We start from the raw sequence: 22074 nt of genomic DNA on the forward strand, positions 1-22074 counted from the left end.
GCCCCGGTTCCGGCTCCGGTCGCGCCGATGCCGGCTCCGGTGCCGGGGCGCATCCCGTCGTCGCGTACCCGGCCGGGTCGCCTCCCGTGGGCTGTCTGGCCACCGGGCGGCCCTGGCGGGCGGAGCGGCTGGGGGAGACCGAGGAGTGGGCGACCGCGCTGCCCGCCGTCGGCGGGGAGCACGCCGGGCCGCCCAGTGTGCTGGTGGTGCCGGTCCGGGCGCGCGGCACGACCCTGGGCATCACGACGTTCCTGCGCCACCCGGGCAAGGAGCCCTTCGCCGAGGACGACGTCCTGCTGGCCGAGGACCTGGTGTCGCGGGCGGCCGTCTGCGTGGACAACGCCCGCCGCTACACCCGTGAGCGCGACGCGGCGCTCGTGCTCCAGCGCAGTCTGCTCCCCCACCGGCTGCCCGAGCAGGACGCCGTCGAGGTGGCCGCCTGCTACCTGCCGGCCGACGAGCTGACCGGCATCGGCGGGGACTGGTACGACCTGATCCCGCTGTCGGGCGCCCGGGTGGCGCTCGTGGTGGGCGAGGTGCCCGGGCACGGCATCGACGCGGCCGCGGCCATGGGGCGGCTGCGGACCGCCGTGCGGACACTCGCCGCCCTGGACCTGCCGCCGGACGAGGTCCTCGCCCACCTCGACGACCTGGTCGCCTGTACGGTCAGGGAGGGGGGCGGCGGGCCGGAGGCGGGGGTGGAGGCCCCGGAGGCGGTGGGGTCGGGGTGCCTGTACGTCGTCTACGACCCCGTCGACGGGCACTGCGCGATGGCCGCCGCCGGGCATCCCGCGCCGGCCGTCGTGCTGCCCGACGGCACGGTCACCTTCGTCGACCTGCCGCTGGGGCCGCCCCTGGGCGCCGGCGGGCCGCCGTTCGAGTCGACCGAACTGCTGCTCGCGCCGGACAGCACGCTCGCCCTGCACACCGACGGCCTGCTGGCCGGGGGCGAGGAGTGGGCGCTCGACACCGACCGGGAGCGGCTGCGGCGGGCCCTGGAACGGCAGGACCCCGCGCTGGACCTGCGCTGCCGGGCGGTGATCGACGTCCTCGTCCCGGAGCGGCCGCACGACGACGTGGCACTGCTGATGGCCCGCACCCGCCGCCTCTCCCCCGACCAGGTCGCGGACTGGGAGCTGCCCGCCGACCCGGCCGCGGTCGCCGAGGCCCGCAAGGCCGCGAGCCGCCGCCTGGCCGAGTGGGACCTCACCGAGCTGTCCTTCACCACGGAACTGGTGGTCAGCGAGCTCGTCACCAACGCGATCCGGCACGCCGCGGGCCCCATCCGGCTGCGGCTGATCCGGGAGCGGTCCCTGGTCTGCGAGGTGCACGACGGCGTCACCACCGCGCCCCATCTGCGTCATCCGCGCACCACGGACGAGGGTGGGCGGGGGCTGCTGCTGGTCTCGCAGGTCACCCGGCGCTGGGGCACCCGCTTCCTCCCCGGCGGGAAGATCATCTGGGCCGAGCAGTCGCTCACGGGACCGGAGCTGTGACGCGGCCGCCGCTCCCCGCCGACCGGCCTTCGTGACAAAATGTCCGAATATCGACATACGCGGCAGCAGTCGGACGGGGCGTGGGTCGGATGGGGCATGGACCGGGCGGAACGGACGGGACCGGGACCGGGACCGGTATCGGCTCTGGGACCGGTATCGGGACCGGGACCGGGTCTGGGACCGGTACTGGGACAGAGGTGGCGATCGACTACGCCGCGGTGTTCCAGGCGCTGCCCGGCAGCGTGTCCCTGCTGACCCCCGGGCTGCTCTTCGCCGACGCCAACGAGGCGTTCCTGCGCATGGCCGGACGCCGGCGCGAGCAGGTGGTCGGACGCCATCTCTTCGAGGTCTTCCCGGACAACCCGAACAACCCCACGGCGGACGGCGTGCGCAATCTGGAGGCCTCGCTGCGCAGGGTGCTGGCCACCGGCGAGCGCGACGCCATGGCCCTGCAACGCTACGACGTCCAGTCGCTCGACCGGCCCGACGAGTGGGAGGAGCGCTACTGGAGCCCGGTCAACGCGCCCGTGCGCGGGCCGGACGGCTCCGTGGTGCTGGTGGTGCACCGCGTCGAGGAGGTCACCGAACTGCTCCGGGCCCGCGGCGGCGACCGGCCCGGGAACCAGCCGGGAGACCCCTCGGGGCCCCGGTCGGAGAACCAGCTGGAGAACCGGGAGAACCTGCCGGGAGACCCGCCGGGGAGCCGGTCGGAGAACCAGCCGGGGAACCAGCCGGAGAACCACCCGGCAGGCCGGTCGGAGAACCGGTCGGCAAGCCGGACGGAGAGCCCGCCGCACGCGCTGGAGGCCGAGCTGTACGCCCGCGCCCGCGAACTCCAGGAGGTCAACGAGCGGCTGCGGCGGGCGCACGCCCGTGAGCGCGAGGTGGCCCTCGCCCTCCAGGAGGCGATGCTGCCCGCGCCCGGACGGGTCCGCCACCACAGCGCGGCCGTGCGCTACCGGCCCGCGGTCGGCGCGCTCAACGTGTGCGGGGACTGGTACGACCTGGTCGACCTCGTCGGCGGCCACCGCATCGGCGTGGCCGTCGGCGACGTCGTCGGGCACGGCCTGGCGGCGGCCGGGGTGATGGGCCAGCTGCGCAGCGCGCTCAGCGCCGCCTCCCGGATGGCCGCGGGGCCCGCCCAGGCCCTGGACGTGCTGGGCCGGTACGCGCACGTGGTGGACGGCGCGGAGGCGACCACGGCGGTCACCACGTTCGTCGACTTCGACCACCACACCATCACGTACAGCAGCGCCGGCCATCTCCCGCCGGTGCTGGTGCACCCCTCGGGCCGGGTGGAACTGCTCGACCGGGCGACCGATCCCCCGCTCGACGCCCGGCCCGACCCGGTCCCCCGGCCGCAGGCGACCACCTTCTTCGACACCGGCGCCACACTGGCGCTGTACACCGACGGCCTGGTGGAGCGGCGGCACGAGGGCATCGACACCGGCCTGGCCCGTCTGGCGGAGGCCCTCGCCCGGCACCGGACCGAGGACCCCGAGAGCCTGGCCGACGCCGTCCTGCTGGAGCTGCTGCCGCCCGGTGGCACGACCGACGACACGGCGCTCGTCATCGTGCGGCTGTGAACGGGTACCCGACGTCAGCGGGGTGACGTGCCGTCAGTCCCCGGGTTCCGGCGGCACTCGCCCCCGCCTACACTGGCACCCCACACCACCCCGGTTGACCTGCCGGAACACGGCGGCCCCCCGATTGGCCGGACTGAGGAGCGACGCCTTGTTCTACTACCTTCTGAAATACGTGGTGCTGGGGCCGCTGTTGCGTCTGCTGTTCCGGCCCCGGATAGAGGGGCGGGAACACGTACCGGCGTCGGGCGCGGCGATCATCGCCGGCAACCACCTGTCGTTCTCGGACCACTTCCTGATGCCGGCGGTCCTCAAACGGCGCATCACCTTCCTCGCCAAGGCCGAGTACTTCACCGGTCCCGGCATCAAGGGCCGGCTGACCGCCGCCTTCTTCCACAGCGTCGGGCAGATCCCGGTCGACCGCTCCGGCAAGGAGGCCGGTCAGGCCGCGATCCGCGAAGGTCTCGGCGTTCTGCGCAAGGACGAGTTGCTGGGCATCTACCCGGAGGGCACCCGCTCGCACGACGGCCGCCTCTACAGGGGCAAGGTCGGCGTCGCGGTGATGGCCCTGAAGGCCGGGGTGCCGGTCGTCCCCTGCGCCATGATCGGCACCTTCGAGGCGCAGCCGCCCGGCAAGGTGATCCCCTCCTTCCGTCCCGTCGTCATCCGCTTCGGCGAGCCCCTGGACTTCTCCCGCTACGCCGGCATGGAGAACGACAAGACCATCCTGCGCGCGGTCACCGACGAGATCATGTACGCCATCCTCACGCTGTCGGAGCAGGAGTACGTCGACCGGTACGCGGCCGTGGTCAAGGCGGAGGAGGAGGCCGCCCGGGAGAAGGCGCGCAGGTTCCCGCGGCTGCCGCTCAGCTGACCCGCGCCGTACGGCGACGACAGCGGCGAGCGGCGGCGATCACCAGCGATCCGCGCCCGTCGACCGACCGGAGAAAACCCGGTTGCCGGCCGCCGGCCGCGGGAACGCGGACGTCACTCCAGGGACAGGAGCGCCTCGTCCAGGATGCGCCGCAGCCGCAGCCCGTCCGGGGCGACGGCGGTCACCAGGGCGGCCGGTCCGGCCAGCGGCACGAGGGTGGCGGTGTCGCCGACGACCCGGGCGGTCACCGGCCGGTCGTGGAACTCGGGCCGGACGACGACCAGTTGACCGAGGGCGCGGTGTCCCCCGAGGACGGCGGGCCCGTCCCAGCCGCCGGGGGCGCCCGGACCGCAGGCCAGCTGCTGGTCGAGCACGGGCCGTCCGCCGACCCGTACGACGAGGCGGCTGGTCAGGCGCCCCGGCTCCTCCCCCACCCGCCCGAGTACCTGCTCCTCGCGCAGCACCAGCCGGGCCCGGGGGGCCAGTCCGACGTGGGTGGTGACGTGCAGGTCGCTGCCCTGCGCGGAGATCAACGGCTCGGGCAGCCAGTGCAGTTCCCCGTCGTCGGCGACGTCGATCCGTACGTCGTAGCGGGCCTCCTCCTTGCCCTGACCCGGCAGGGCGATGGTGGCGGCGGCCGAGCCCAGGCGCAGCCGGGCACCGCTGTCGACGGCCGCCTCGACGGCGAGGCGGTCGCCGCCGAGGGGGCCGCTCATCGCGCCGACGAGCATGACGCGCGCCTCCCCGCCGTCGGCACCGCGGGTACGCCGCAGCGCGAGGGGCCCGTCGCTCTCCAGGACGGGCAGGGCGGTCCCGCCGCGCCCGTCCCGCCGCGCGCGGATCCGGGCGGTGGCGTGCACACCGCTCATCTCACGCCACCCATGCGGCGCGCTGCTCCCGCACCCACTCGGCGACGTCCCGCACACCGGTCGCACCCCTCAGCGTCTGGAACACGACGGGCAGTTCGGCGCGCTGCGCCTTGGCGTCGGCGGCCATCCGGGCGAGGTCGGACCCGACGTACGGCGCGAGGTCGGTCTTGTTGACGACGAGCAGGTCGGCGGTGGTGACGCCGGGCCCTCCCTTGCGCGGGACGTCGTCCCCGCCGGCGACGTCGATGACGAAGATCTGGGCGTCCACCAGGCCCTTGGAGAAGGTGGCGGTCAGGTTGTCGCCCCCGGACTCGACGAGGATCAGGTCGAGCGGCCCCACCTCGTCCTCCAGGTCCTCCACGGCCTCGAGGTTGGCGGAGATGTCGTCCCGGATGGCGGTGTGCGGACAGGCACCCGTCTCGACGGCCGTGATCCGCTCCGGCGGCAGCACGGCCTCCCGGAGCAGGAACTCCGCGTCCTCCCGCGTGTAGATGTCGTTGGTCACGACGGCCAGGGAGAGTTCGTCCCGCAGGGCACGGCAGAGCGCGGCGACGGTGGCGGTCTTCCCGGACCCGACGGGACCGCCGAGCCCGATACGGAGGGCGCGCCGCGAGCCGTCGGGACGACGGGCGTCGGCACCGACGGCCGGGGTGACGGGGTGGGAGTGATCGAGGTGCACGTGGAACTCCTTCGTTTGCGAACGCCGGTCAGCCACCAGCCCACCCGGCGTCACCTGACGAGACGCCGGTCAGGCCCATCCAGCCCACCCGGCGTCACCTGACGAGACGCCGGTCAGGCCCATCCAGCCCGTCCGGCGTTTGAGGACGAGGCCCGTTCAGGGCCGAAGCGGGGGTCCAGGGGGCGGCAGCCCCCTGGCGGGGTCACAGGGGCGGAACCCCTGACGGACACCCCCTCACGACGCGAACAGCCGCACCGGCCACCCCGCATGCCCCTCCGCCCCGATCTCGAGCAGCGGCGCCGACGCGGACGGCAGCACATCGGCCCCGCCCGTCACCGCCGCCCGCCCCGCCGCGACCGCCCGGTCGACCACCCGGTCCGTCTCCGGCGCCAGCCGCGCCAGCACCGCCGTCGCCGAGAAGGGGTCGAGGCTCAGCAGCCGCACCACCGCCGTCGCCGGTCCGCTCACGCTCTCGTACGCCGCGCAGTGCGCCGCTTCCTCGGGCCCGAGTCCGGCCGCGCGGGCCGCCAGGCCCAGCACCACCGGCTGGTGGGCGCCCTTGGGGAACGCCCTCGCCAGGGTGTCCAGTTCGTCGCTCGGCCAGACCGCCCGCGCCGCTCGCGTCAGCTGCCGTCCCAGTTTCCGCGCGGCCGTGCGCAGCGCGGGGGACGGTGTCCGGGCGTCGGCCGCCGCGTCGAGCTCCGCCGGGTCGGCGCCGGCCGCGGCGGCCGCGGCCAGGGCGGCCGCCACCAGCCCCGCCGTGTGCAACCGCCCGCGGCAGAAGTCCTCCAGGTCCGCCGCGCCGGTGATCCGTCCCGCCTTGACCGCTTCCTCCGCCCCGCCGGAGTGCGCGTGCCCTCCGGCGGGGAAGCGGCCGTCGGCCAGGACGAGAAGCGCTGCCCTTGTCATACCGGCGTCCTCAGAAGAGGAAGTAGCGCTGGGCCATGGGAAGCTCCGCGGCCGGGGTCGCCTCGACGAGTTCCCCGTCGATGCGCACGGCGAAGCTGTCGGGGTCGACCTCGACCCGGGGCCGGGCGTCGTTCTCCCGCATGTCCGCCTTGGTCACGCCCCGCGTGGAGTCGATGGCGACGAACTCCTTGCCCAGGCCCAGCCGTTCCGGCAGTCCGTCCTCGAGGGCGAGCGGGGCCACGAAGTTGACGGAGTTGGCGGCCGGTGCCCGGCCGATCGCCCCGTACATCGGGCGGGGCAGGATGGGCTGCGGGGTCGGGATGGAGGCGTTGGCGTCGCCCATCTGCGCGTACGCGATCTGCCCGCCCTTGATGACCAGGTGCGGCTTGACGCCGAAGAACGCCGGTTCCCACAGGACGAGGTCGGCGAGCTTGCCCGTCTCGACGGAGCCGATCTCCCGGGCGAGGCCCTGGGCGAGCGCCGGGTTGATCGTGTACTTGGCGACGTACCGCCGTACCCGCCGGTTGTCGGCCCGGCCGTCGCCGGGCAGCGCCCCCCGCCGCCGCTTCATCACGTGCGCGGTCTGCCAGGTCCGCAGGACGACCTCGCCGACCCGCCCCATGGCCTGCGCGTCGGAGGAGATGATGGAGATGGCGCCCAGGTCGTGGAGGATGTCCTCCGCGCCGATGGTCGAGGGCCGGATCCGGGACTCGGCGAACGCCAGGTCCTCGGGGACCGCGGGGTTGAGGTGGTGGCACACCATCAGCATGTCGAGGTGTTCCTCGGCGGTGTTCACGGTGTACGGCCGCGTCGGGTTCGTCGAGCTGGGCAGGACGTGCGGCTCGGAGACGACGGTCATGATGTCGGGCGCGTGCCCGCCGCCGGCGCCCTCGGTGTGGTAGGCGTGGATGCCGCGGCCGGCGATCGCGGCGAGCGTGTCGCCCACGAATCCGGCCTCGTTGAGGGTGTCCGTGTGGATGGCGACCTGGATGCCGGTCCGCTCGGCGACGGTCAGCGAGGCGTCGATGACGGCCGGCGTGGAGCCCCAGTCCTCGTGCAGTTTGAGGCCCAGCGCGCCGCCCCGGATCTGCGACAGCATCGCCTCGTGGGAGACGGTGTTTCCCTTGCCGAGGAAGCCGATGTTCAGCGGGTACTGCTCCATCGCCGCCAGCATGCGGGCGAGGTGCCAGGGGCCGGGCGTCACGGTCGTCGCCTTGGAGCCCTCGGCGGGCCCGGTGCCGCCGCCCACGAGCGTGGTGACGCCCGCCGCGAGCGCCTCGTCGGCGATCTGCGGGCAGATGAAGTGGACGTGCGCGTCGACGGCTCCGGCGGTGAGGATGCGGCCGTTGCCCGCGATGATCTCGGTCTCCGGGCCGATCACCAGGTCCGGGTGGACCCCGTCCATGGTGTCGGGGTTGCCCGCCTTGCCGATGCCGGTGATCCGGCCGTCGCGGATGCCGACGTCGGCCTTGACGATCCCCCAGTGGTCCACGATCACGGCGCCGGTGACGACGGTGTCGGGCGCGCCGTCCGCGCGGGTGGCGCGGGACTGGCCCATGGACTCGCGGATGACCTTGCCGCCGCCGAACACGGCCTCGTCCCCGGCGAGTCCGGGACCGCCGGAACGGTCCTCCTCGATCTCGACGATCAGGTCGGTGTCGGCGAGCCGGATGCGGTCACCGGTGGTGGGGCCGAACAGGTCGGCGTACGCGGCACGGGAGATCTCAGGCATCGAGGGCGCCTCCGGTCTCGCCGCGCAGCCCGGGCACCACGCGGGCGCCGGTGAGGGGGACGAGGGCGACGTCGACGGGCAGCCCCGGCTCGAAGCGCACGGCGGTGCCCGCGGGGACGTTCAGCCGCTTGCCGCGCGCGGCGGCGCGGTCGAACTCCAGGCCGGGGTTGGCCTCGGCGAAGTGGTAGTGGGAGCCGACCTGGACGGGCCGGTCGGCGGCGTTGAGGACGGTGAGCCGGGTGACCTCGCGGCCCTCGTTGTACACGATCGGGTCCTCGGCGAAGAGGATCTCTCCGGGAATCATCGGGGCCCCTCTCAGACGATCGGGTCGTGGACGGTGACGAGCTTGGTGCCGTCCGGGAAGGTCGCCTCGACCTGGACGTCGTGGATCATCTCGGGGATGCCCTCCATGACGTCGTCGCGGGTGAGCAGCTTGCGGCCGGAGGCCATGAGCTCGGCGACCGTACGGCCGTCCCGTGCCCCTTCGAGGAGGTGCGCGGTGATGAGGGCGACGGCCTCGGGGTGGTTGAGCTTCAGCCCGCGGGCGCGGCGCTTCTCGGCGACGTCGGCCGCCACGTGGATCAGCAGCCTCTCCTGCTCGTGCGGCGTCAGTTGCACGTCCCACCTCACATCCTCGCTACGGACCTCGCGGGGCCCGGTTGCCGCGGCCACAGGGGAAAAGTCCCTGGTGACGTGAAGGGGCAGGCTAGTTGGGCCGCGTTTCACGCACGTTACCCGAGCCGTGTGACCATCAGACCTCGGGGTCGGTGCCCGGCATGCTCATCAACGCGCGCAGACCGTCGCGCAGCACCTCCACCGAGGTCGGCCCGAACAGGGCCTGCTGGGCGATGAAGCCGAGGACGGTGGCGATCATCGTGCGGGCCACGTGGTCCGGCGGTACGTCCGAGCGCATCGTCCCGGCCGCCTGGTGGGCCTCGACGATCCGCGCCCATGCCGCGCGCACGACGGTGTAGCCCTCGCGCAGGACGGCCGCGAGGGTGTCGTTGCGCGGGATCTCCGACCAGACCTGGACGACGAGGCGCGGGAAGGCGGGGACGCCGTCCACGGTGAGGGACTCGCGCAGGCCGAGGGTCCGGTCGAGGACGGCGGGCACGAGGCGGTCGGGCGGCGGGGGCGGGCTCTGCTCGGCCGCCGCCTCGAAGGCGGCCCGGACCTCGCCCAGCACCTCCGAGACGATCGCTGCGATCAGCTCGTCCTTGCCGCCGAAGTACCGGTACACCGCGCCGGCCGAGAGATCGGCCTCCTTCAGGACGTCCTGCATGGAGGTGGCGTGGAAGCCGTTGCGCGCGAAGCAGAGCGCGGCGGCGTCGAGGATCTGCCGGCGGCGGGCGTCGAGATGGGCCTGGGATACGCGTGCCATGGTCCAAAAGTAAAACGAACGTTCCTTCTTGACAAGCCGCACGCCGGCGTCGCACGGTGGTGACAGAGCTAAAACGAACGATCCTTCTTTTTGGAGTCGGAGCCGGAGGAGATTCCCATGAACACCGTTCCCGCCCCCGCCACCAGGCCTCCCGCCCGGCGCGTGATCGCGGCCGTCGTCCTCGTCCCCGTGCTCGCGGCGCTCGCCCTGTGGGCCTTCGCCTGGCCGGCCGCCCGCACGGCGCCCCGCGACCTGCCGCTCGGTGTGGCCGGCCCCGAGGCCGCGATCACCCAGGTGGAGAAGCGCCTCGAACAGCACGAGGGCGCCTTCGAGATCCACCGCTACGGCGACGAGGCCGCGGCCCGCGCCGCCATAGCGGACCGGACGGTGTACGGCGCCGTGGTCGTCACTCCGCAGGGCCCCGAGCTGCTGACCGCGTCGGCCGCGAGCCCGGTCGTCGCCCAGCTGTTGCAGCAGGCGGTCGACCGGCAGGCCGCGGCCGACGGCACCGACGTCCGGACGGTGGACGTCGTCGCCGCCTCCGCGAACGACCCGCGCGGGGCGGCGCTGAGCGCGAGCGTGCTCCCGCTGGCGCTGGCCGGCATCGCGGCGGGCGCGGTGGTGACCCTGCTCGGCCTGCGCGGAGTCCGCGCCGCGCTCGCGCTGGTCGGCACCGCCGCCCTGGTGGGGCTCGTCGCGGCGGCGCTCGCGCACAGCTGGCTGGGGGTGCTCGCCGGCGACTGGTGGGCGGAGGCGGCGACGTTCGGCCTGTCGACGCTCGCGGTGTGCGCGGCCGTGGCCGGGTGCGCCGCCCTGCTGGGCCCTGCGGGCATCGGCCTGGCCGCGTTCACCGTGATGTTCCTCGGCAACCCGTTCTCCGGGGCGGCCTCGGCGCCGGAGATGCTGCCCGAGCCGGTCGGCGCGATCGGCCAGTGGCTGCCGCCGGGCGCGGGGACGACGCTGCTGCGCTCGGTGTCCTTCTTCGACGGCGCGGCGGCCACCGGCCCCGCCCTGACCCTCACCTGGTGGGCCGTGCTGGGCCTGGGAGCGGTGCTGCTCGGCGACGCGATGAAGGGGCGCGCGAGGAGCGCCGCACCGGCCGCCGACCGGGAAGCCGCACTCGCCGGCTGACCCGCCCGCCGACTGACCCGCCACCCCGGGGCCGCACCCTCCGGAAGCCACACCCACCGGCGCCCCAGCGGCCTGGCGGCCCGGCCCGCCGCCGGAAACCCCGACCGACCGTGCGCCCGTCCGCCTTGGCGGAGGGCGCACGGTCCTGCGCGTCCGGCCCATCCGCCCATCCGGACCCATCCGCCCATCCGGCCCATCCGGCCATCCGGCCACATCCGCCCTGGATGCGCACGGACGCGGCCGTCTAGTGGGGGTTCGGCCCCCGGTGCTCGGCCGCGATCCCGAACCGCTGCTGTTCGCGGGGGGCCGAGGCCGCCGCCGCGGGGACCGCGGAGACGGAGCTGATCACCTGCTCGTCGCCCGGTGCGTCGAGCGCGTCGAGCCGTTCCAGGTCGGCGGCGGAGACCAGGGCGACGAGGGGCTTGCCGTGCCGCGTCACGACGACGCGCTCACCGCCGTACACCACCCGGTTGATCAGGTCGGCGAGCTCAGCCCTGGCTTGCGTCACCGGAATCTCGTAGGCCATGACCCCATTCTAACGTCACGTACGTCCTGTACATTTTTTACAGACGCCGAAAGAGGGGGCTCCATGACCCGACCGTCCGCCCGCCATGTCCTGCCCGAGTTCACCGAACGCACCGGCTCGGGGCACCGGACGCTGGACCCGTACTCCAAGCTGCTGGAGGAGCGCATCGTCTTCCTGGGCACGCCGATCGACGACACCGCGGCGAACGACGTGATGGCCCAGCTCATGTACCTGGAGCACCGGGACCCCGACCGGGACATCTCGCTGTACGTCAACTCACCGGGCGGCTCGTTCAGCGCGATGTCGGCCGTCTACGACACGCTGCGGTACGTCACCTGTGACGTGGAGACCGTCTGCCTGGGCCAGGCCGGCTCGTCCGCCGCCGTCCTGCTGGCCGCGGGCACACCGGGCAAGCGGTCCGTGCTGCCGGGCGCGCGCGTGGTGCTCCGCCAGCCGGCGCTGCCGGAGCCGGTGCGGGGACAGACGAGCGATCTGGTCGTCCAGGCCGGGGAACTGGCCCGCACCCGCACCCGCCTGGAGGAGATGCTCGTACGGCACACCGGGCGCCGCCCGGAGCAGGTCGACGCCGACCTCGAACGGGACCTGATCCTCGACGCCCGCCAGGCCGTGGAGTACGGCCTGGTGGACCGGGTGGTCCCGGCCCGCCGGGCTTCCGGCGGCCTGCCGGGTGTGGGGTGAGCCGCCGATGCTGCCTCCCGAGCTGCCTCCGCTGCCCGCGCTGACCCGGGCCGAGGCCGAGCTGATCGACCGTTACCTGGAGGTGGTCGACCTGCTCGGCCGGATCAACCCCGCCCGCCACGGCGACACCTACAGCGGACTGCGCGCCGCCCAGGCACTGGTCGGCAGGGCGACCGCGCTGCGCGACGCGCTGACGCTGATGCACCAGCGGGGCGAGAGCGAACTGCACGCGCCGACGCTCGCGCGGGCGCTGCGCGTGCTGGACGGGGAGCGCCGCACGGCGCGCGTCACGATGCCTCCGCTCCCCGACCGATGACGTACGGGTGTCCCGACGGCTCCGTGTTCGCCGAAAGCGTGACGCTCGGCCCCGAGTTGAAACGGACCGAACGGCGTACCCCCGGGCGGCCTATCCTCGACTGCTTTTTCCAGCCCACAGCGGTTGCGCGAAATGAGGGGCACCGCGCCGGAACGTCAGGTTCCGGCGCTGGTCGGGGGGTATGTCGTCGCCTTGACACCTGACCCGCCATCAGGGTGTCCACCCGAACGGGTGAGTGGTGAGTAACCCCACAAATCCCCGGTTGCGTTGGGATTTTCGGACATCGGTGCGCCAAGATCCCTGACTGACGACAAGCCCCCGCCACAAGCGGCGGGGCGGTCCGGGCGGACGCCGAGTCCTGCCGCCGCCCGGATGACCGGTCGACAGGAGTGCATCGGCAGGAGTGGAGGACCCAAGCACGACGGGTCGCCGGAGCGGTCGCGCCACGACCGGACCGAGCAGCCCTTGGGGTGAAGCCGCAGCAGCGGCCGGGCAACTTCGCCAGCCCGAATCCGACAGGTCATCCTTCACAGGCGGCTGACGAAGGGTTGCGCATGACTGCGCTCAATCGTGTCCCGTCGCTCATGGCCCGGGCCGGCACGGCCTCGGCCTTCGCCATCGCCGCCGTGGGCGGCTCGATCGTGGTCCCGGGTGTCGCCTCCGAAGCAGCGGCCGTCACCCCGGCGACGAAGGCACTCCAGATCGCGGCCTCCAAAAAGGGTTCGCCCTACAAGTACGGGGCCACCGGACCGAACAGGTTCGACTGCTCCGGGCTCACGCTGTACTCGTTCAAGAAGGCGGGCAAGAAACTGCCCCGTACGGCGGCCCAGCAGTACAACAAGACCCGCCACATCTCGGCGAGCAATCGCAAGGCCGGGGACCTCGTGTTCTTCCACTCGGGGTCGTACGTCTACCACGTCGGGATCTACGCCGGTAAGGGCAAGATCTGGCACTCCCCGAAGACCGGGGACGTGGTGAGGCTGCAGAAGATCTGGACCAAGAGCGTCTGGTACGGCCGGGTCAAGTGATCCTCCGCGGCCGGGTCAAGTGACCCTCCGGGGGTGGTGGCGGCGTCCCTGACGCGCCGCCACCGCCTCCGGAGCCCGGCCGCGCAGCCCCGCCCCCCGCAGCCCCGCCCTGGAGCCCGGCTCCGGGTGCCGGGAGGGGCGGATCAGGGGCGGATCAGGGCCATGGGCGGCCGTGGGAGCGTGAGGGCCGTCAGCCGGCCGATCGCGCCGCCTGCGCCCCGCCCAGGGCCGTCCCGCAGCCGTTCAACCGCCCTCCGTGGCCTTCACGCCGGCCTCCACAGCTTCACAGCCCTCCACAGCCCTCCCCAGTCGCGGAGCCTCGCCAGTCCCCCACCGGTCGGCTTCCGCCTCGCCTCGTCCGGCTCCGGAACACCACGCCTTCCGCCGCTCCTCCGCCGTTGCCCCGCCGCTCCTCCGCCGTTCCTCCGCCCCTCCGGCGGCGGCCGCTGCCACCCCCACGCCACCCCCTGCCGGCCGAGCGCGTCGCCCGCGCTCACGCCCGCCAGAAACCACCCGTTCGGCGGACACCCGCGCCCGCGCCCCGCACACCACTCGTCCGGCGGACAGCCGCTCCCGTGCGGCCCGTCTCCCCGCGCAGCCCCCAGTGACCCCACACCCGCGAGCCCCCAAGCCCCCCGGCACCCCACCCCCGCGCCCGCGCCCCATCCCCGCAACCCTCCGCCCCGCCCTCCGTCCCCCACCCCCCACACACGTACTCCACGCCCCTCACCGCTCCACGTCCCCCGCCCCGGAAGCCGCGCGGGGTCAAGGTTCCTGTTGGCCCGCCGTCGCCACCGGTTCCACGGGCACCGTCCACGGCAGGTCGACGGAGATGGTCTTGCCGCCCTCGCGGGTGGGGCGGACGCGGAGTCTTCCGCCGCACTCCGCGGTCAGCCACCGGATGATCACCAGGCCGCGGCCGTTGTCCTGCTGGACGGCGGCCGGCAGGCGCCTGGGGAAGCGCGGGTGGCTGTCGGTGACGCCGACACGCAGCAGCTCGTCCCGGTCGAGCCGGAGGTCCACCCTGAAGGTGGGCGACTGCCCGAAGGTGTGCTGTACGGCGTTGGTGGCGAGCTCGGAGACGATGAGGCGGACGGTGTCGGCCGTCTCCGCCTCCGCGGGAAGACCCCATCCCCCCAGCGTGGTCAGCACGAACGCGCGAGCCGTGGACACCGAGGCCGGGTCGCTCGGCAGAGTGAGGGATGCTTCCAGATGGTCTGCCATGGCGATGCCGTCCCTTTCCCACGGGACCGGAGTCCGACACGGTGCGGATGGTTCGAGTACGGTCCCGGACTGGTGCTTCGTCGCCAGATTGCCATCAGCGGGCCGTCACCGGTGGCGATCCACCAAGATGTGCATATATCTGTCGCTCGATGCGGTGAACTCTGCCACGGCAGAGCGTATTTGGACGGCTCGTAGGGAGTAAGGAGAGCTCTATGCAGCACGGTCCCGCGGTACGCCGCCGGAAACTGGGCGCCGAACTGCGGGCCCTGCGCGCCCGCCTCGGCCTGACCAGTGGGGAGGCGGCCCGGCTCGTCGGCTGGCACCAGTCGAAGGTGAGCCGGATCGAGACCGGCACCAGCGGTACGAAACCGGCCGATGTGCGGTTACTCCTCGACGCCTACGGCGTGACCGATCCCCGACTGCGCGAGCTGATGCTGGCGTTGGCGGGATCCGTCGACAGCGGCGGACGGGACCACTGGGTGCACGCCTACCGCGGTGTACTGCCGCCCGCCTACCGGGACTTCATCAGCCTGGAGTCGCAGGCGAGCGCGATGCGCACCCTGGAGACGACCGTGGTCCCGGGGCTGCTCCAGACACCCGAGTACGCGCGGGCGGTGACGAGGGCCGCCGTCGAGGGCGCCGACGCGGACCAGTTGGACACTCTGGTGGAGGTGCGGCTGGCCCGCCAGGACGTACTGCGCGTGCAGCCGCCGCTGACGCTGAACGCGGTGCTGGACGAGGCCGTGCTGCACCGGGAGGTGGGGGGCCCGGAGGTCATGGCGCGGCAACTGGACCGGCTCGTGGAGGCGGGCCGGCTTCCCCAAGTGACGCTCCAGGTACTGCCGTTCAGTGCCGGAGCTCATATCGGAGTCACAGGTTCTTTCGTTATCTTCTCGTTTACGAGCACTTCTGATCTGGATGTGGTTGTTCTCGACCACTTGACGAGTAGCCTCTACCTCGAACGGAAAGAACACCTCCAGGCCTACACCGAGGCCTTCAACGCCCTTCGGGTGCACGCTCTTTCGCCCGAGGACACACTGGATTACATCGCCGCGAAAGCTGACGGCGCGTAAGGAGGCACCATGACTGCACTGCCTCGGAACGTACCCTCCAGCACCGACCTGCACGACCGCCACCGTCCGCAGGATCTGCGGTGGCTGCGCAGCAGCTACAGCACGGGCGCCAACAACTGCGTGGAGACGGCCCGCCCGGAGACCGGACCGTGGGCCGGTCTGCTCGCCGTGCGCGACTCCAAGGTCCCGGCCGGACCCGCCCTGCTCTTCTCCCCCGAGAGCTGGACGGGCTTCACGGCAGCGTTCCGCTGACCTTCGTCCGGAACGCCCGGACCCCTACCCCCCACCCGTATCCCGGCGCACGGCCGTGTCACGCCGACTCATGGTCGTGTCTCGCCGATCACTCGTACAGCGCGTTCGATCTGCGCCTCGGAGAGGTCCGCACGGGCGGTCAGCCTCAGGCGTGAGACGCCGTCGGGCACGGAGGGAGGACGGAAGCAGCCCACGGTCAGGCCTGCCGCCCGGCAGTCCGCCGCCCAGCGCACGGCCCGCTCCGGGGACGGCGCACGCACGGAGACGACCGCGGCGTCCGGACGCACCGCCTCCAGACCCGCGGCCGTCAGCCGCGCGTGCAGGTCGCCCGCGACCGCACGCGCGCGTGCCGCGCGTTCCGGTTCGCGGCGCAGCAGCCGCAGCGCCGCGAGGGCGGCGCCCGCCGCCGCGGGAGCGAGGCCGGTGTCGAAGATGAACGTCCGGGCCGCGTTCACCAGATGCTCGATCACCCGCGCGGGACCGAGCACGGCCCCGCCCTGGCTGCCGAGCGACTTGGACAGCGTGACCGTGACGACGACGTCGCCGGCGCCGGCCAGCCCCGCGGCGTGCGGGGCGCCGCGCCCGCCGGTGCCGAGGACGCCGAGCCCGTGGGCGTCGTCGACGACCAGCCCGGCCCCGTGCTCCCGGCACACCTCGGCGAGGGCGGCCAGCGGGGCCGCGTCGCCGTCGACCGAGAACACCGTGTCGGAGACCGTCAGCGCCGGGCCCGGGTGCGTGCCGAGCGCCTTGCGCACGGCGTCCGGGTCGGCGTGTGCTACGACCTGGGTGGTGCCGCGGGCCAGCCGGCAGCCGTCGATGAGCGAGGCGTGGTTCCCGGCGTCCGAGACGATCAGGGTTCCGTACGGGGCCAGCGCGGTGACCGCCGCCAGGTTCGCGGCGTAGCCGGAGGAGAGGACGAGGGCCGCCTCGAAGCCGCAGAAGCCGGCCAGTTCCCGTTCCAGCTCGGCGTGGAGTTCGGTGGTGCCGGTGACGAGACGGGAACCGGTGGCGCCGGCGCCCCAGGTCCGGGCGGCCCGCGCCGCGCCCTCGGTGACCTCCGGGTGACGGGCCAGGCCCAGGTAGTCGTTGCTCGCGAGGTCGAGGAGCGGCGAGTCGGCCGGCCGGGGACGCAGGGTCCGTACGAGTCCGGCGCGGCGGCGCAGCTCCGCCTGCTCGTCGATCCAGCCGAACGCCATGGTTCCTCCGGTGCTTTTGTAGGTAGCGGACAGACACTAGCGGCAGGTGTGGCCGCCCATGGTGTGGCAATACCCACACGTCGAAGCGGGCGTGTTGTGCGATCCCTACCTTGGCCCGGAGCGGTTCGGTAGGACAGGATCGGCTCTCATGGACCTGCTGAACACGCTGGTGGACAAGGGGCTTCGGCGCGAGCTGCCGACCCGTGCGGAAGCGCTGGCCGTCCTCGCGACGTCCGACGACGACCTGCTCGACGTGGTGGCCGCGGCCGGCCGGGTGCGCCGGAACTGGTTCGGGCGACGGGTGAAACTCAACTACCTCGTCAACCTCAAGTCGGGGCTGTGCCCCGAGGACTGCTCCTACTGCTCCCAGCGGCTCGGCTCCACGGCCGGGATCCTCAAGTACACCTGGCTCAAGCCCGACGAGGCCTCCGAGGCGGCGGCCGCGGGGCTGGCCGGCGGGGCGAAGCGGGTGTGCCTGGTGGCGAGTGGGCGCGGTCCGACGGACCGGGACGTGGACCGGGTCTCCGAGACCATCAAGGCCATCAAGGAGCGGAACGAGGAGGTCGAGGTGTGCGCCTGCCTCGGTCTGCTCTCCGAGGGCCAGGCGGAGCGGCTGCGCGCGGCGGGCGCCGACGCCTACAACCACAACCTGAACACGTCCGAGGGGACGTACGCGGACATCACGACCACGCACACGTACGCCGACCGGGTGGACACGGTCCACAAGGCGCACGCGGCGGGCCTGTCCGCCTGCTCCGGGCTGATCGCCGGAATGGGCGAGAGCGACGAGGACCTGGTGGACGTGGTCTTCTCGCTGCGCGAGCTGGACCCGGACTCGGTGCCGGTCAACTTCCTGATCCCGTTCGAGGGCACCCCGCTCGCCAAGGAGTGGAACCTCACCCCTCAGCGGTGCCTGCGCATCCTGGCGATGGTGCGGTTCGTGTGCCCGGACGTCGAGGTGCGCATCGCGGGCGGACGTGAGGTCCATCTGCGCACGATGCAGCCGCTCGCGCTGCACCTGGCCAACTCGATCTTCCTCGGTGACTACCTCACCAGCGAGGGGCAGGCGGGCCGGGCCGACCTGGAGATGATCGCGGACGCCGGCTTCGAGGTGGAGGGCGTGGAGCAGGTGACGCTGCCGGAGCACCGCGCCGTCGTCGCCGCCGGCGAGGACGGGGGCTGCGGGTCGCACGGGAGCGCCGGGCGCGGAGCGCACGAGGACGGGGGCTGCGGGTCGCACGGGAGCGCCGGATGCGGAGCGCACGAGGGTGCGGGCTGCGGGTCGCACGGGGCGGGCGGTGTCTGCGGTTCCGCCCCGGTGGCGGCGGCCGGTGAGCCCCGCACCGACCTGGTCGCCGTACGCCGCCGGGGTGCCGGGACGGATCTCGCGCCCAATGCCTGACCTGGACGTGCCGGAGCTGCTGGACCTCGACCGGCGGCATGTGTGGCATCCGTACGGTCCGATGCCCGGCCGGGCCGAGCCGCTCGTCGTGGAGTCGGCGAGCGGGGTCCGGCTGCGGCTCGCCGACGGCTCGGGCGAGCTGGTCGACGGCATGGCGTCCTGGTGGTCGGCGATCCACGGCTACAACCACCCGGTGCTGAACGAGGCCGTGCGCGCGCAGCTCGGCCGGATGAGCCACGTGATGTTCGGCGGGCTCACCCACGAACCCGCCGTACGGCTGGCGAAGCTCCTTGTCGACATGTCACCCGAGGGGCTGGAGCACGTGTTCCTCGCCGACTCGGGATCGGTGTCCGTCGAGGTCGCGGTCAAGATGTGCCTGCAGTACTGGCGTTCGCTCGGCCGTCCCGGCAAGCGGCGGCTGCTGACCTGGCGCGGCGGCTACCACGGCGACACCTGGCAGCCGATGTCGGTGTGCGACCCCGAGGGCGGCATGCACGAGCTGTGGACCGGGGTGCTGCCCCGCCAGGTGTTCGTGGACGCGCCGCCCGCCGACCACGACGAGGCGTACGCGGAGCGGCTGCGCTCGGCGATCGAACGGCACGCCGGCGAACTGGCCGCGGTGATCGTCGAGCCGGTGGTGCAGGGGGCCGGCGGGATGCGGTTCCACTCCCCCGCCTATCTGCGGGTGCTGCGCGAGGCGTGCGACGCGCACGACGTCCTGCTGGTGTTCGACGAGATCGCGACCGGGTTCGGGCGCACGGGCGCCCTGTTCGCGGCGGAGCACGCCGCGGTGGCACCGGACGTGATGTGCGTCGGCAAGGCGCTGACCGGCGGCTACCTGACGATGGCGGCCACCCTGTGCACGGCACGGGTGGCCGACGGGATCTCGCGGGGCGAGATCCCGGTGCTCGCCCACGGCCCCACCTTCATGGGCAACCCGCTGGCGGCGGCCGTCGCCTGCGCCTCGATCGAGCTGCTGCTCGGCCAGGACTGGCGCGCGGAGGTCGAGCGGATCGGGACCGGCCTGCGGGAGGGGCTGGCCCCCGCCCGGGAGGTGCCGGGTGTGAAGGACGTACGGGTCCTCGGGGCCATCGGTGTCGTCCAGCTGGACCACGCCGTCGACATGAAGGCCGCCACGGAGGCCGCGGTACGGGAGGGCGTGTGGCTGCGGCCCTTCCGCGACCTCGTCTACACGATGCCGCCGTACGTCACGGGCGACGCGGACGTGGCACGGATCGCGCGCGCCGTGTGCGCGGCGGCGCGGGAGGGATGAACATGCCGATCCTGGTGATCACGGGGACGGGCACGGAGATCGGCAAGACGGTCACGACCGCGGCCCTCGCCGCCTCGGCGCTCGCGGCGGGCCGGTCGGTGGCCGTGCTGAAGGCCGCCCAGACCGGCGTACGGCCGGACGAGCGCGGGGACGCCGACGAGGTCGCGCGGCTCGCGGGCGCCGTCACGACCGCCGAACTCGCCCGCTATCCCGACCCGTTGGCCCCGGCGACTGCGGCCCGGCGGGCCGGCCGGGAACCGGTGCGTCCGCATGAGATCGCCGAGGCCGCGGACAAGCTGGCCACCGAGCACGACCTGGTCCTCGTCGAGGGCGCGGGCGGACTGCTCGTCCGCTTCGACGACACCGGCGGGACCCTGGCCGACGCCGCGCAGACGCTGCGGGCGCCGGTGCTGGTGGTGGCTCCGGCGGGCCTGGGCACGCTGAACGCCACCGAACTGACGGCTCGTGAACTCCGGCGCCGCGACGTGGAGTTGCTGGGGGTGGTCATCGGCAGCTGGCCCGGCTCCCCCGATCTGGCGATGCGGTGCAACGTCACCGACCTCCCGCAGGTCGCGGGCGCCCCGCTGCTGGGGGCGCTGCCCGCCGGTGCCGGGTCGCTGGCGCCCGCCGACTTCCGCGAGCGGGCGCCGGGCTGGCTGGCACCGCGCCTGGAGGGGACGTGGCAGGCGGAGGCGTTCCGCAGGAACACGGCGGACGCGGCGGGTGCGTCAAGTACGTCAGGTGCGTCAGGTAGGGCGGCCGAGGTCTGAGGGCGCCTGAGTCCGGCACGGGCTGGGCCTCACCGGCTCCACTGGCGCAGCTCCCGCGCGATGTCGTGCACCGACGCCTCACCGCTCTTGACCAGGCGGGCCAGGTCGCGGACCTGCTCGGGCGAGGTGACGACCTTCACCCCGCTGGCCACCAGGTAGGCGTAGGCGACCGAGCAGGCGAAGAGGGCGTTGGAGCGCTCCAGCGCGGGGACGTGGAGAAGGAGTTGGAGCAGCGACGCCGCGCGGGCGTGCGGGGTGTCGTAGACGGGGACGTCGAAGATCTCGGCCTGATGGCGCGCCACCGCCGCCACCAGGGCTCCCCAGTCGGTGACCTGGGGGTCTCCCGGTGTCTTCTGCTCGGCGAGCATCAGCAGCCAGGCGAGGTCGATGGTCAGGTCGTCCAAGGGTTCAGCGGCGACTTTCGTGCGGGCCGCTCCCGGCCGTTCCGCCCCCGGCCGTTCCGCTCCCGGCCGGGCGGCCCTCGCGGGCGGCGCCGAACTCCTCGGCGAAGACGGTCTCGTACTGCTTCATGAAGTCGGCCGCGGCCTCCACGAAGGTGTGGCCCGCCTCGCCGGTGTCCTGTCTGACCAGCTCTTCGATGTAGCGGTTGACGCTCATGCCGCGCGCGGTGGCCCGCTCGCGGGCGGCGCGGGCCGTGCCCTCGTCGACGCGGACGTTCAGCTGGGTCTTCGCCATACGGTCGACGCTAGCGCCGGGACGCTAGCACCGGCAAGGGCGGTCGGGTGGCCAAAAGGGATACCGGGTGTGCGCCCGGTCACACTACGCTCGTCGGGACTGGCACGTCGGCAGACCGGCACGTCCCCCCGATCGAGGAGGCAGCCTTGTCCACACCTGCTGCGCGGCACGCCCCCGGCCTGGCGGCGGCCGACGACGTGGCGGCCCGGGCCCGCGGGCTGACCAAGGCGTACGGCTCGGGTGAGACCGCCGTGCTGGCCCTGGACTCGGTGGACGTGGACATCGTGCGGGGCCGCTTCACCGCCGTGATGGGGCCGTCGGGCTCGGGAAAGTCCACGTTGATGCACTGTCTGGCCGGACTCGACACCGTCTCGGGCGGTCAGGTGTGGCTCGGCGACACCGAGATCACGGGACTGAGGGAACGGGAGCTGACCCGGCTGCGCCGCGACCGGATCGGGTTCATGTTCCAGTCGTTCAACCTGATCCCGACCCTCGACGCGGCCGAGAACATCACGCTGCCGATGGACATCGCGGGACGCAGGCCCGACCGGGAGTGGCTGGACCGGGTGATCGACACGCTGGGGCTGCGGGACCGTCTCAAGCACCGGCCCGCCCAGCTGTCCGGCGGTCAGCAGCAGCGCGTGGCCTGTGCGCGGGCGCTCGCCTCCCGCCCCGAGCTGATCTTCGCGGACGAGCCGACCGGCAACCTGGACTCGCGCGCCGGCCTGGAGGTCCTCGCCTTCCTCCGGGAGGCCGTGGACGGCCTGGGCCAGACCGTCGTCATGGTCACCCACGACCTGGGCGCCGCCGCCCACTCCGATCTGGTGCTCTTCCTCGCCGACGGACGGATCGTGGACGAGATGGGGCGTCCGACGGCGGAGACGGTGCTGGAGCGCATGAAACGCTTCGACGTGATCCGCGCCCAGACCGGCGCGGCCCCCGGCGAGCCCGCCGGGAAGGACTGA

Annotated in this window: 25 protein-coding genes and 1 riboswitch; of the genes, 13 read left to right on the top strand and 12 right to left on the bottom strand. The window is 73.4% G+C overall.

Annotation, left to right across the window (positions count from 1 at the left end):
- From ACFV9M_RS31165 to ACFV9M_RS31175, 3 genes are all read left to right on the top strand, one after another.
- A partial coding sequence (locus tag ACFV9M_RS31165; protein ID WP_385074649.1) for a SpoIIE family protein phosphatase occupies positions 1-1496 on the top strand: 1496 nt, incomplete at its 5' end.
- Positions 1497-1693: 197 nt separating this feature from the next.
- Complete coding sequence (locus ACFV9M_RS31170; RefSeq protein ID WP_385074647.1) at positions 1694-3082, top strand: SpoIIE family protein phosphatase; 1389 nt, start codon at positions 1694-1696, stop codon at positions 3080-3082.
- A 148-nt stretch (positions 3083-3230) separates the two neighbouring features.
- Positions 3231-3953, top strand: coding sequence for a lysophospholipid acyltransferase family protein (locus ACFV9M_RS31175; RefSeq protein WP_385074645.1), 723 nt, complete (start codon positions 3231-3233; stop codon positions 3951-3953).
- A gap of 113 nt (positions 3954-4066) precedes the next feature.
- Here the strand turns inward: ACFV9M_RS31175 and ACFV9M_RS31180 are convergent, their stop codons facing one another.
- The 7 genes from ACFV9M_RS31180 to ACFV9M_RS31210 all read right to left on the bottom strand — a co-directional run bounded on the left by ACFV9M_RS31180 (position 4067) and on the right by ACFV9M_RS31210 (position 9523).
- Complete coding sequence (locus ACFV9M_RS31180; RefSeq protein WP_385074642.1) at positions 4067-4822, bottom strand: urease accessory protein UreD; 756 nt, start codon at positions 4820-4822, stop codon at positions 4067-4069.
- 1 nt (position 4823) lies between these two features.
- On the bottom strand, positions 4824-5501 hold the full coding sequence (ureG, locus tag ACFV9M_RS31185; protein WP_385074640.1) for an urease accessory protein UreG: 678 nt from the start codon (positions 5499-5501) through the stop codon (positions 4824-4826).
- A 234-nt stretch (positions 5502-5735) separates the two neighbouring features.
- Positions 5736-6410 (bottom strand): urease accessory protein UreF, encoded by a 675-nt coding sequence (locus ACFV9M_RS31190; RefSeq protein ID WP_385077334.1) that lies wholly within the window; start codon positions 6408-6410, stop codon positions 5736-5738.
- 10 nt (positions 6411-6420) lie between these two features.
- On the bottom strand, positions 6421-8142 hold the full coding sequence (locus ACFV9M_RS31195) for an urease subunit alpha (RefSeq protein WP_385077337.1): 1722 nt from the start codon (positions 8140-8142) through the stop codon (positions 6421-6423).
- Positions 8135-8446 carry an urease subunit beta gene (locus tag ACFV9M_RS31200; RefSeq protein ID WP_385077339.1) on the bottom strand — a complete coding sequence of 104 codons (312 nt, stop codon included), beginning with the start codon at positions 8444-8446 and terminating at the stop codon, positions 8135-8137. The genes ACFV9M_RS31195 and ACFV9M_RS31200 overlap by 8 nt, the downstream gene beginning before the upstream one ends.
- Positions 8447-8457: 11 nt before the next feature.
- Positions 8458-8760, bottom strand: a complete 303-nt coding sequence (locus ACFV9M_RS31205) for an urease subunit gamma (RefSeq protein WP_037727756.1) — start codon at positions 8758-8760, stop codon at positions 8458-8460.
- A gap of 133 nt (positions 8761-8893) precedes the next feature.
- Entirely contained in the window at positions 8894-9523 is a 630-nt protein-coding gene (locus ACFV9M_RS31210) for a TetR/AcrR family transcriptional regulator (protein ID WP_385077343.1), read from the bottom strand.
- A gap of 117 nt (positions 9524-9640) precedes the next feature.
- Between ACFV9M_RS31210 and ACFV9M_RS31215 the strand changes: the two genes are divergently transcribed.
- Positions 9641-10654, top strand: coding sequence for an ABC transporter permease (locus ACFV9M_RS31215; RefSeq protein WP_385077346.1), 1014 nt, complete (start codon positions 9641-9643; stop codon positions 10652-10654).
- Between the two features lie 244 nt (positions 10655-10898).
- On the opposite strand, the gene ACFV9M_RS31220 is transcribed toward ACFV9M_RS31215, so the two are convergent.
- Positions 10899-11180 carry a type II toxin-antitoxin system Phd/YefM family antitoxin gene (locus ACFV9M_RS31220; RefSeq protein WP_385077348.1) on the bottom strand — a complete coding sequence of 94 codons (282 nt, stop codon included), beginning with the start codon at positions 11178-11180 and terminating at the stop codon, positions 10899-10901.
- 63 nt (positions 11181-11243) lie between these two features.
- On the opposite strand from ACFV9M_RS31220, the gene ACFV9M_RS31225 reads away from it, so the two are divergent.
- From ACFV9M_RS31225 to ACFV9M_RS31235, 3 genes are all read left to right on the top strand, one after another.
- The gene (locus tag ACFV9M_RS31225; protein WP_385077351.1) at positions 11244-11879 is read left to right on the top strand and encodes an ATP-dependent Clp protease proteolytic subunit; all 636 of its coding nucleotides are present in this window, start codon (positions 11244-11246) and stop codon (positions 11877-11879) included.
- 7 nt (positions 11880-11886) lie between these two features.
- The gene (locus ACFV9M_RS31230; protein ID WP_385077354.1) at positions 11887-12195 is read left to right on the top strand and encodes a hypothetical protein; all 309 of its coding nucleotides are present in this window, start codon (positions 11887-11889) and stop codon (positions 12193-12195) included.
- 339 nt (positions 12196-12534) lie between these two features.
- A riboswitch (cyclic di-AMP (ydaO/yuaA leader) is annotated at positions 12535-12746 on the top strand.
- 3 nt (positions 12747-12749) lie between these two features.
- The gene (locus tag ACFV9M_RS31235) at positions 12750-13223 is read left to right on the top strand and encodes a C40 family peptidase (protein ID WP_385077357.1); all 474 of its coding nucleotides are present in this window, start codon (positions 12750-12752) and stop codon (positions 13221-13223) included.
- Positions 13224-13988: 765 nt separating this feature from the next.
- On the opposite strand, the gene ACFV9M_RS31240 is transcribed toward ACFV9M_RS31235, so the two are convergent.
- On the bottom strand, positions 13989-14447 hold the full coding sequence (locus ACFV9M_RS31240) for an ATP-binding protein (protein WP_385077359.1): 459 nt from the start codon (positions 14445-14447) through the stop codon (positions 13989-13991).
- Positions 14448-14659: 212 nt separating this feature from the next.
- Here ACFV9M_RS31240 and ACFV9M_RS31245 point away from each other — a divergent pair, with 212 nt between their 5' ends.
- A complete protein-coding gene (locus tag ACFV9M_RS31245; RefSeq protein WP_385077362.1) occupies positions 14660-15520 on the top strand; it encodes a helix-turn-helix domain-containing protein in 861 nt (286 codons plus the stop codon).
- 9 nt (positions 15521-15529) lie between these two features.
- A complete protein-coding gene (locus ACFV9M_RS31250) occupies positions 15530-15772 on the top strand; it encodes a DUF397 domain-containing protein (RefSeq protein ID WP_385077365.1) in 243 nt (80 codons plus the stop codon).
- 68 nt (positions 15773-15840) lie between these two features.
- Here the strand turns inward: ACFV9M_RS31250 and ACFV9M_RS31255 are convergent, their stop codons facing one another.
- The gene (locus ACFV9M_RS31255) at positions 15841-16968 is read right to left on the bottom strand and encodes an 8-amino-7-oxononanoate synthase (protein ID WP_385077368.1); all 1128 of its coding nucleotides are present in this window, start codon (positions 16966-16968) and stop codon (positions 15841-15843) included.
- Positions 16969-17116: 148 nt separating this feature from the next.
- On the opposite strand from ACFV9M_RS31255, the gene bioB reads away from it, so the two are divergent.
- From bioB to bioD, 3 genes are read left to right on the top strand one after another with little or no spacing between them, the layout of a single operon-like run.
- Positions 17117-18370 carry a biotin synthase BioB gene (bioB, locus tag ACFV9M_RS31260; RefSeq protein ID WP_385077371.1) on the top strand — a complete coding sequence of 418 codons (1254 nt, stop codon included), beginning with the start codon at positions 17117-17119 and terminating at the stop codon, positions 18368-18370.
- Positions 18363-19643, top strand: coding sequence for an adenosylmethionine--8-amino-7-oxononanoate transaminase (locus ACFV9M_RS31265; RefSeq protein ID WP_385077374.1), 1281 nt, complete (start codon positions 18363-18365; stop codon positions 19641-19643). Before bioB ends, ACFV9M_RS31265 begins: the two co-directional genes overlap by 8 nt.
- Positions 19644-19645: 2 nt before the next feature.
- Complete coding sequence (gene bioD / locus ACFV9M_RS31270) at positions 19646-20413, top strand: dethiobiotin synthase (protein WP_385077403.1); 768 nt, start codon at positions 19646-19648, stop codon at positions 20411-20413.
- 29 nt (positions 20414-20442) lie between these two features.
- On the opposite strand, the gene ACFV9M_RS31275 is transcribed toward bioD, so the two are convergent.
- Both ACFV9M_RS31275 and ACFV9M_RS31280 read right to left on the bottom strand, forming a co-directional pair.
- Complete coding sequence (locus ACFV9M_RS31275) at positions 20443-20817, bottom strand: fic family toxin-antitoxin system, toxin component (protein ID WP_385077376.1); 375 nt, start codon at positions 20815-20817, stop codon at positions 20443-20445.
- Positions 20818-20821: 4 nt separating this feature from the next.
- Complete coding sequence (locus tag ACFV9M_RS31280) at positions 20822-21109, bottom strand: toxin-antitoxin system HicB family antitoxin (protein ID WP_385077378.1); 288 nt, start codon at positions 21107-21109, stop codon at positions 20822-20824.
- 146 nt (positions 21110-21255) lie between these two features.
- Between ACFV9M_RS31280 and ACFV9M_RS31285 the strand changes: the two genes are divergently transcribed.
- Positions 21256-22074: an ABC transporter ATP-binding protein gene (locus ACFV9M_RS31285; RefSeq protein WP_385077381.1), complete on the top strand. Its 819-nt coding sequence runs from the start codon at positions 21256-21258 to the stop codon at positions 22072-22074.

It is taken from the genome of Streptomyces sp. NPDC059895 (genome assembly GCF_042731035.1).
Lineage (GTDB): Bacteria > Actinomycetota > Actinomycetes > Streptomycetales > Streptomycetaceae > Streptomyces.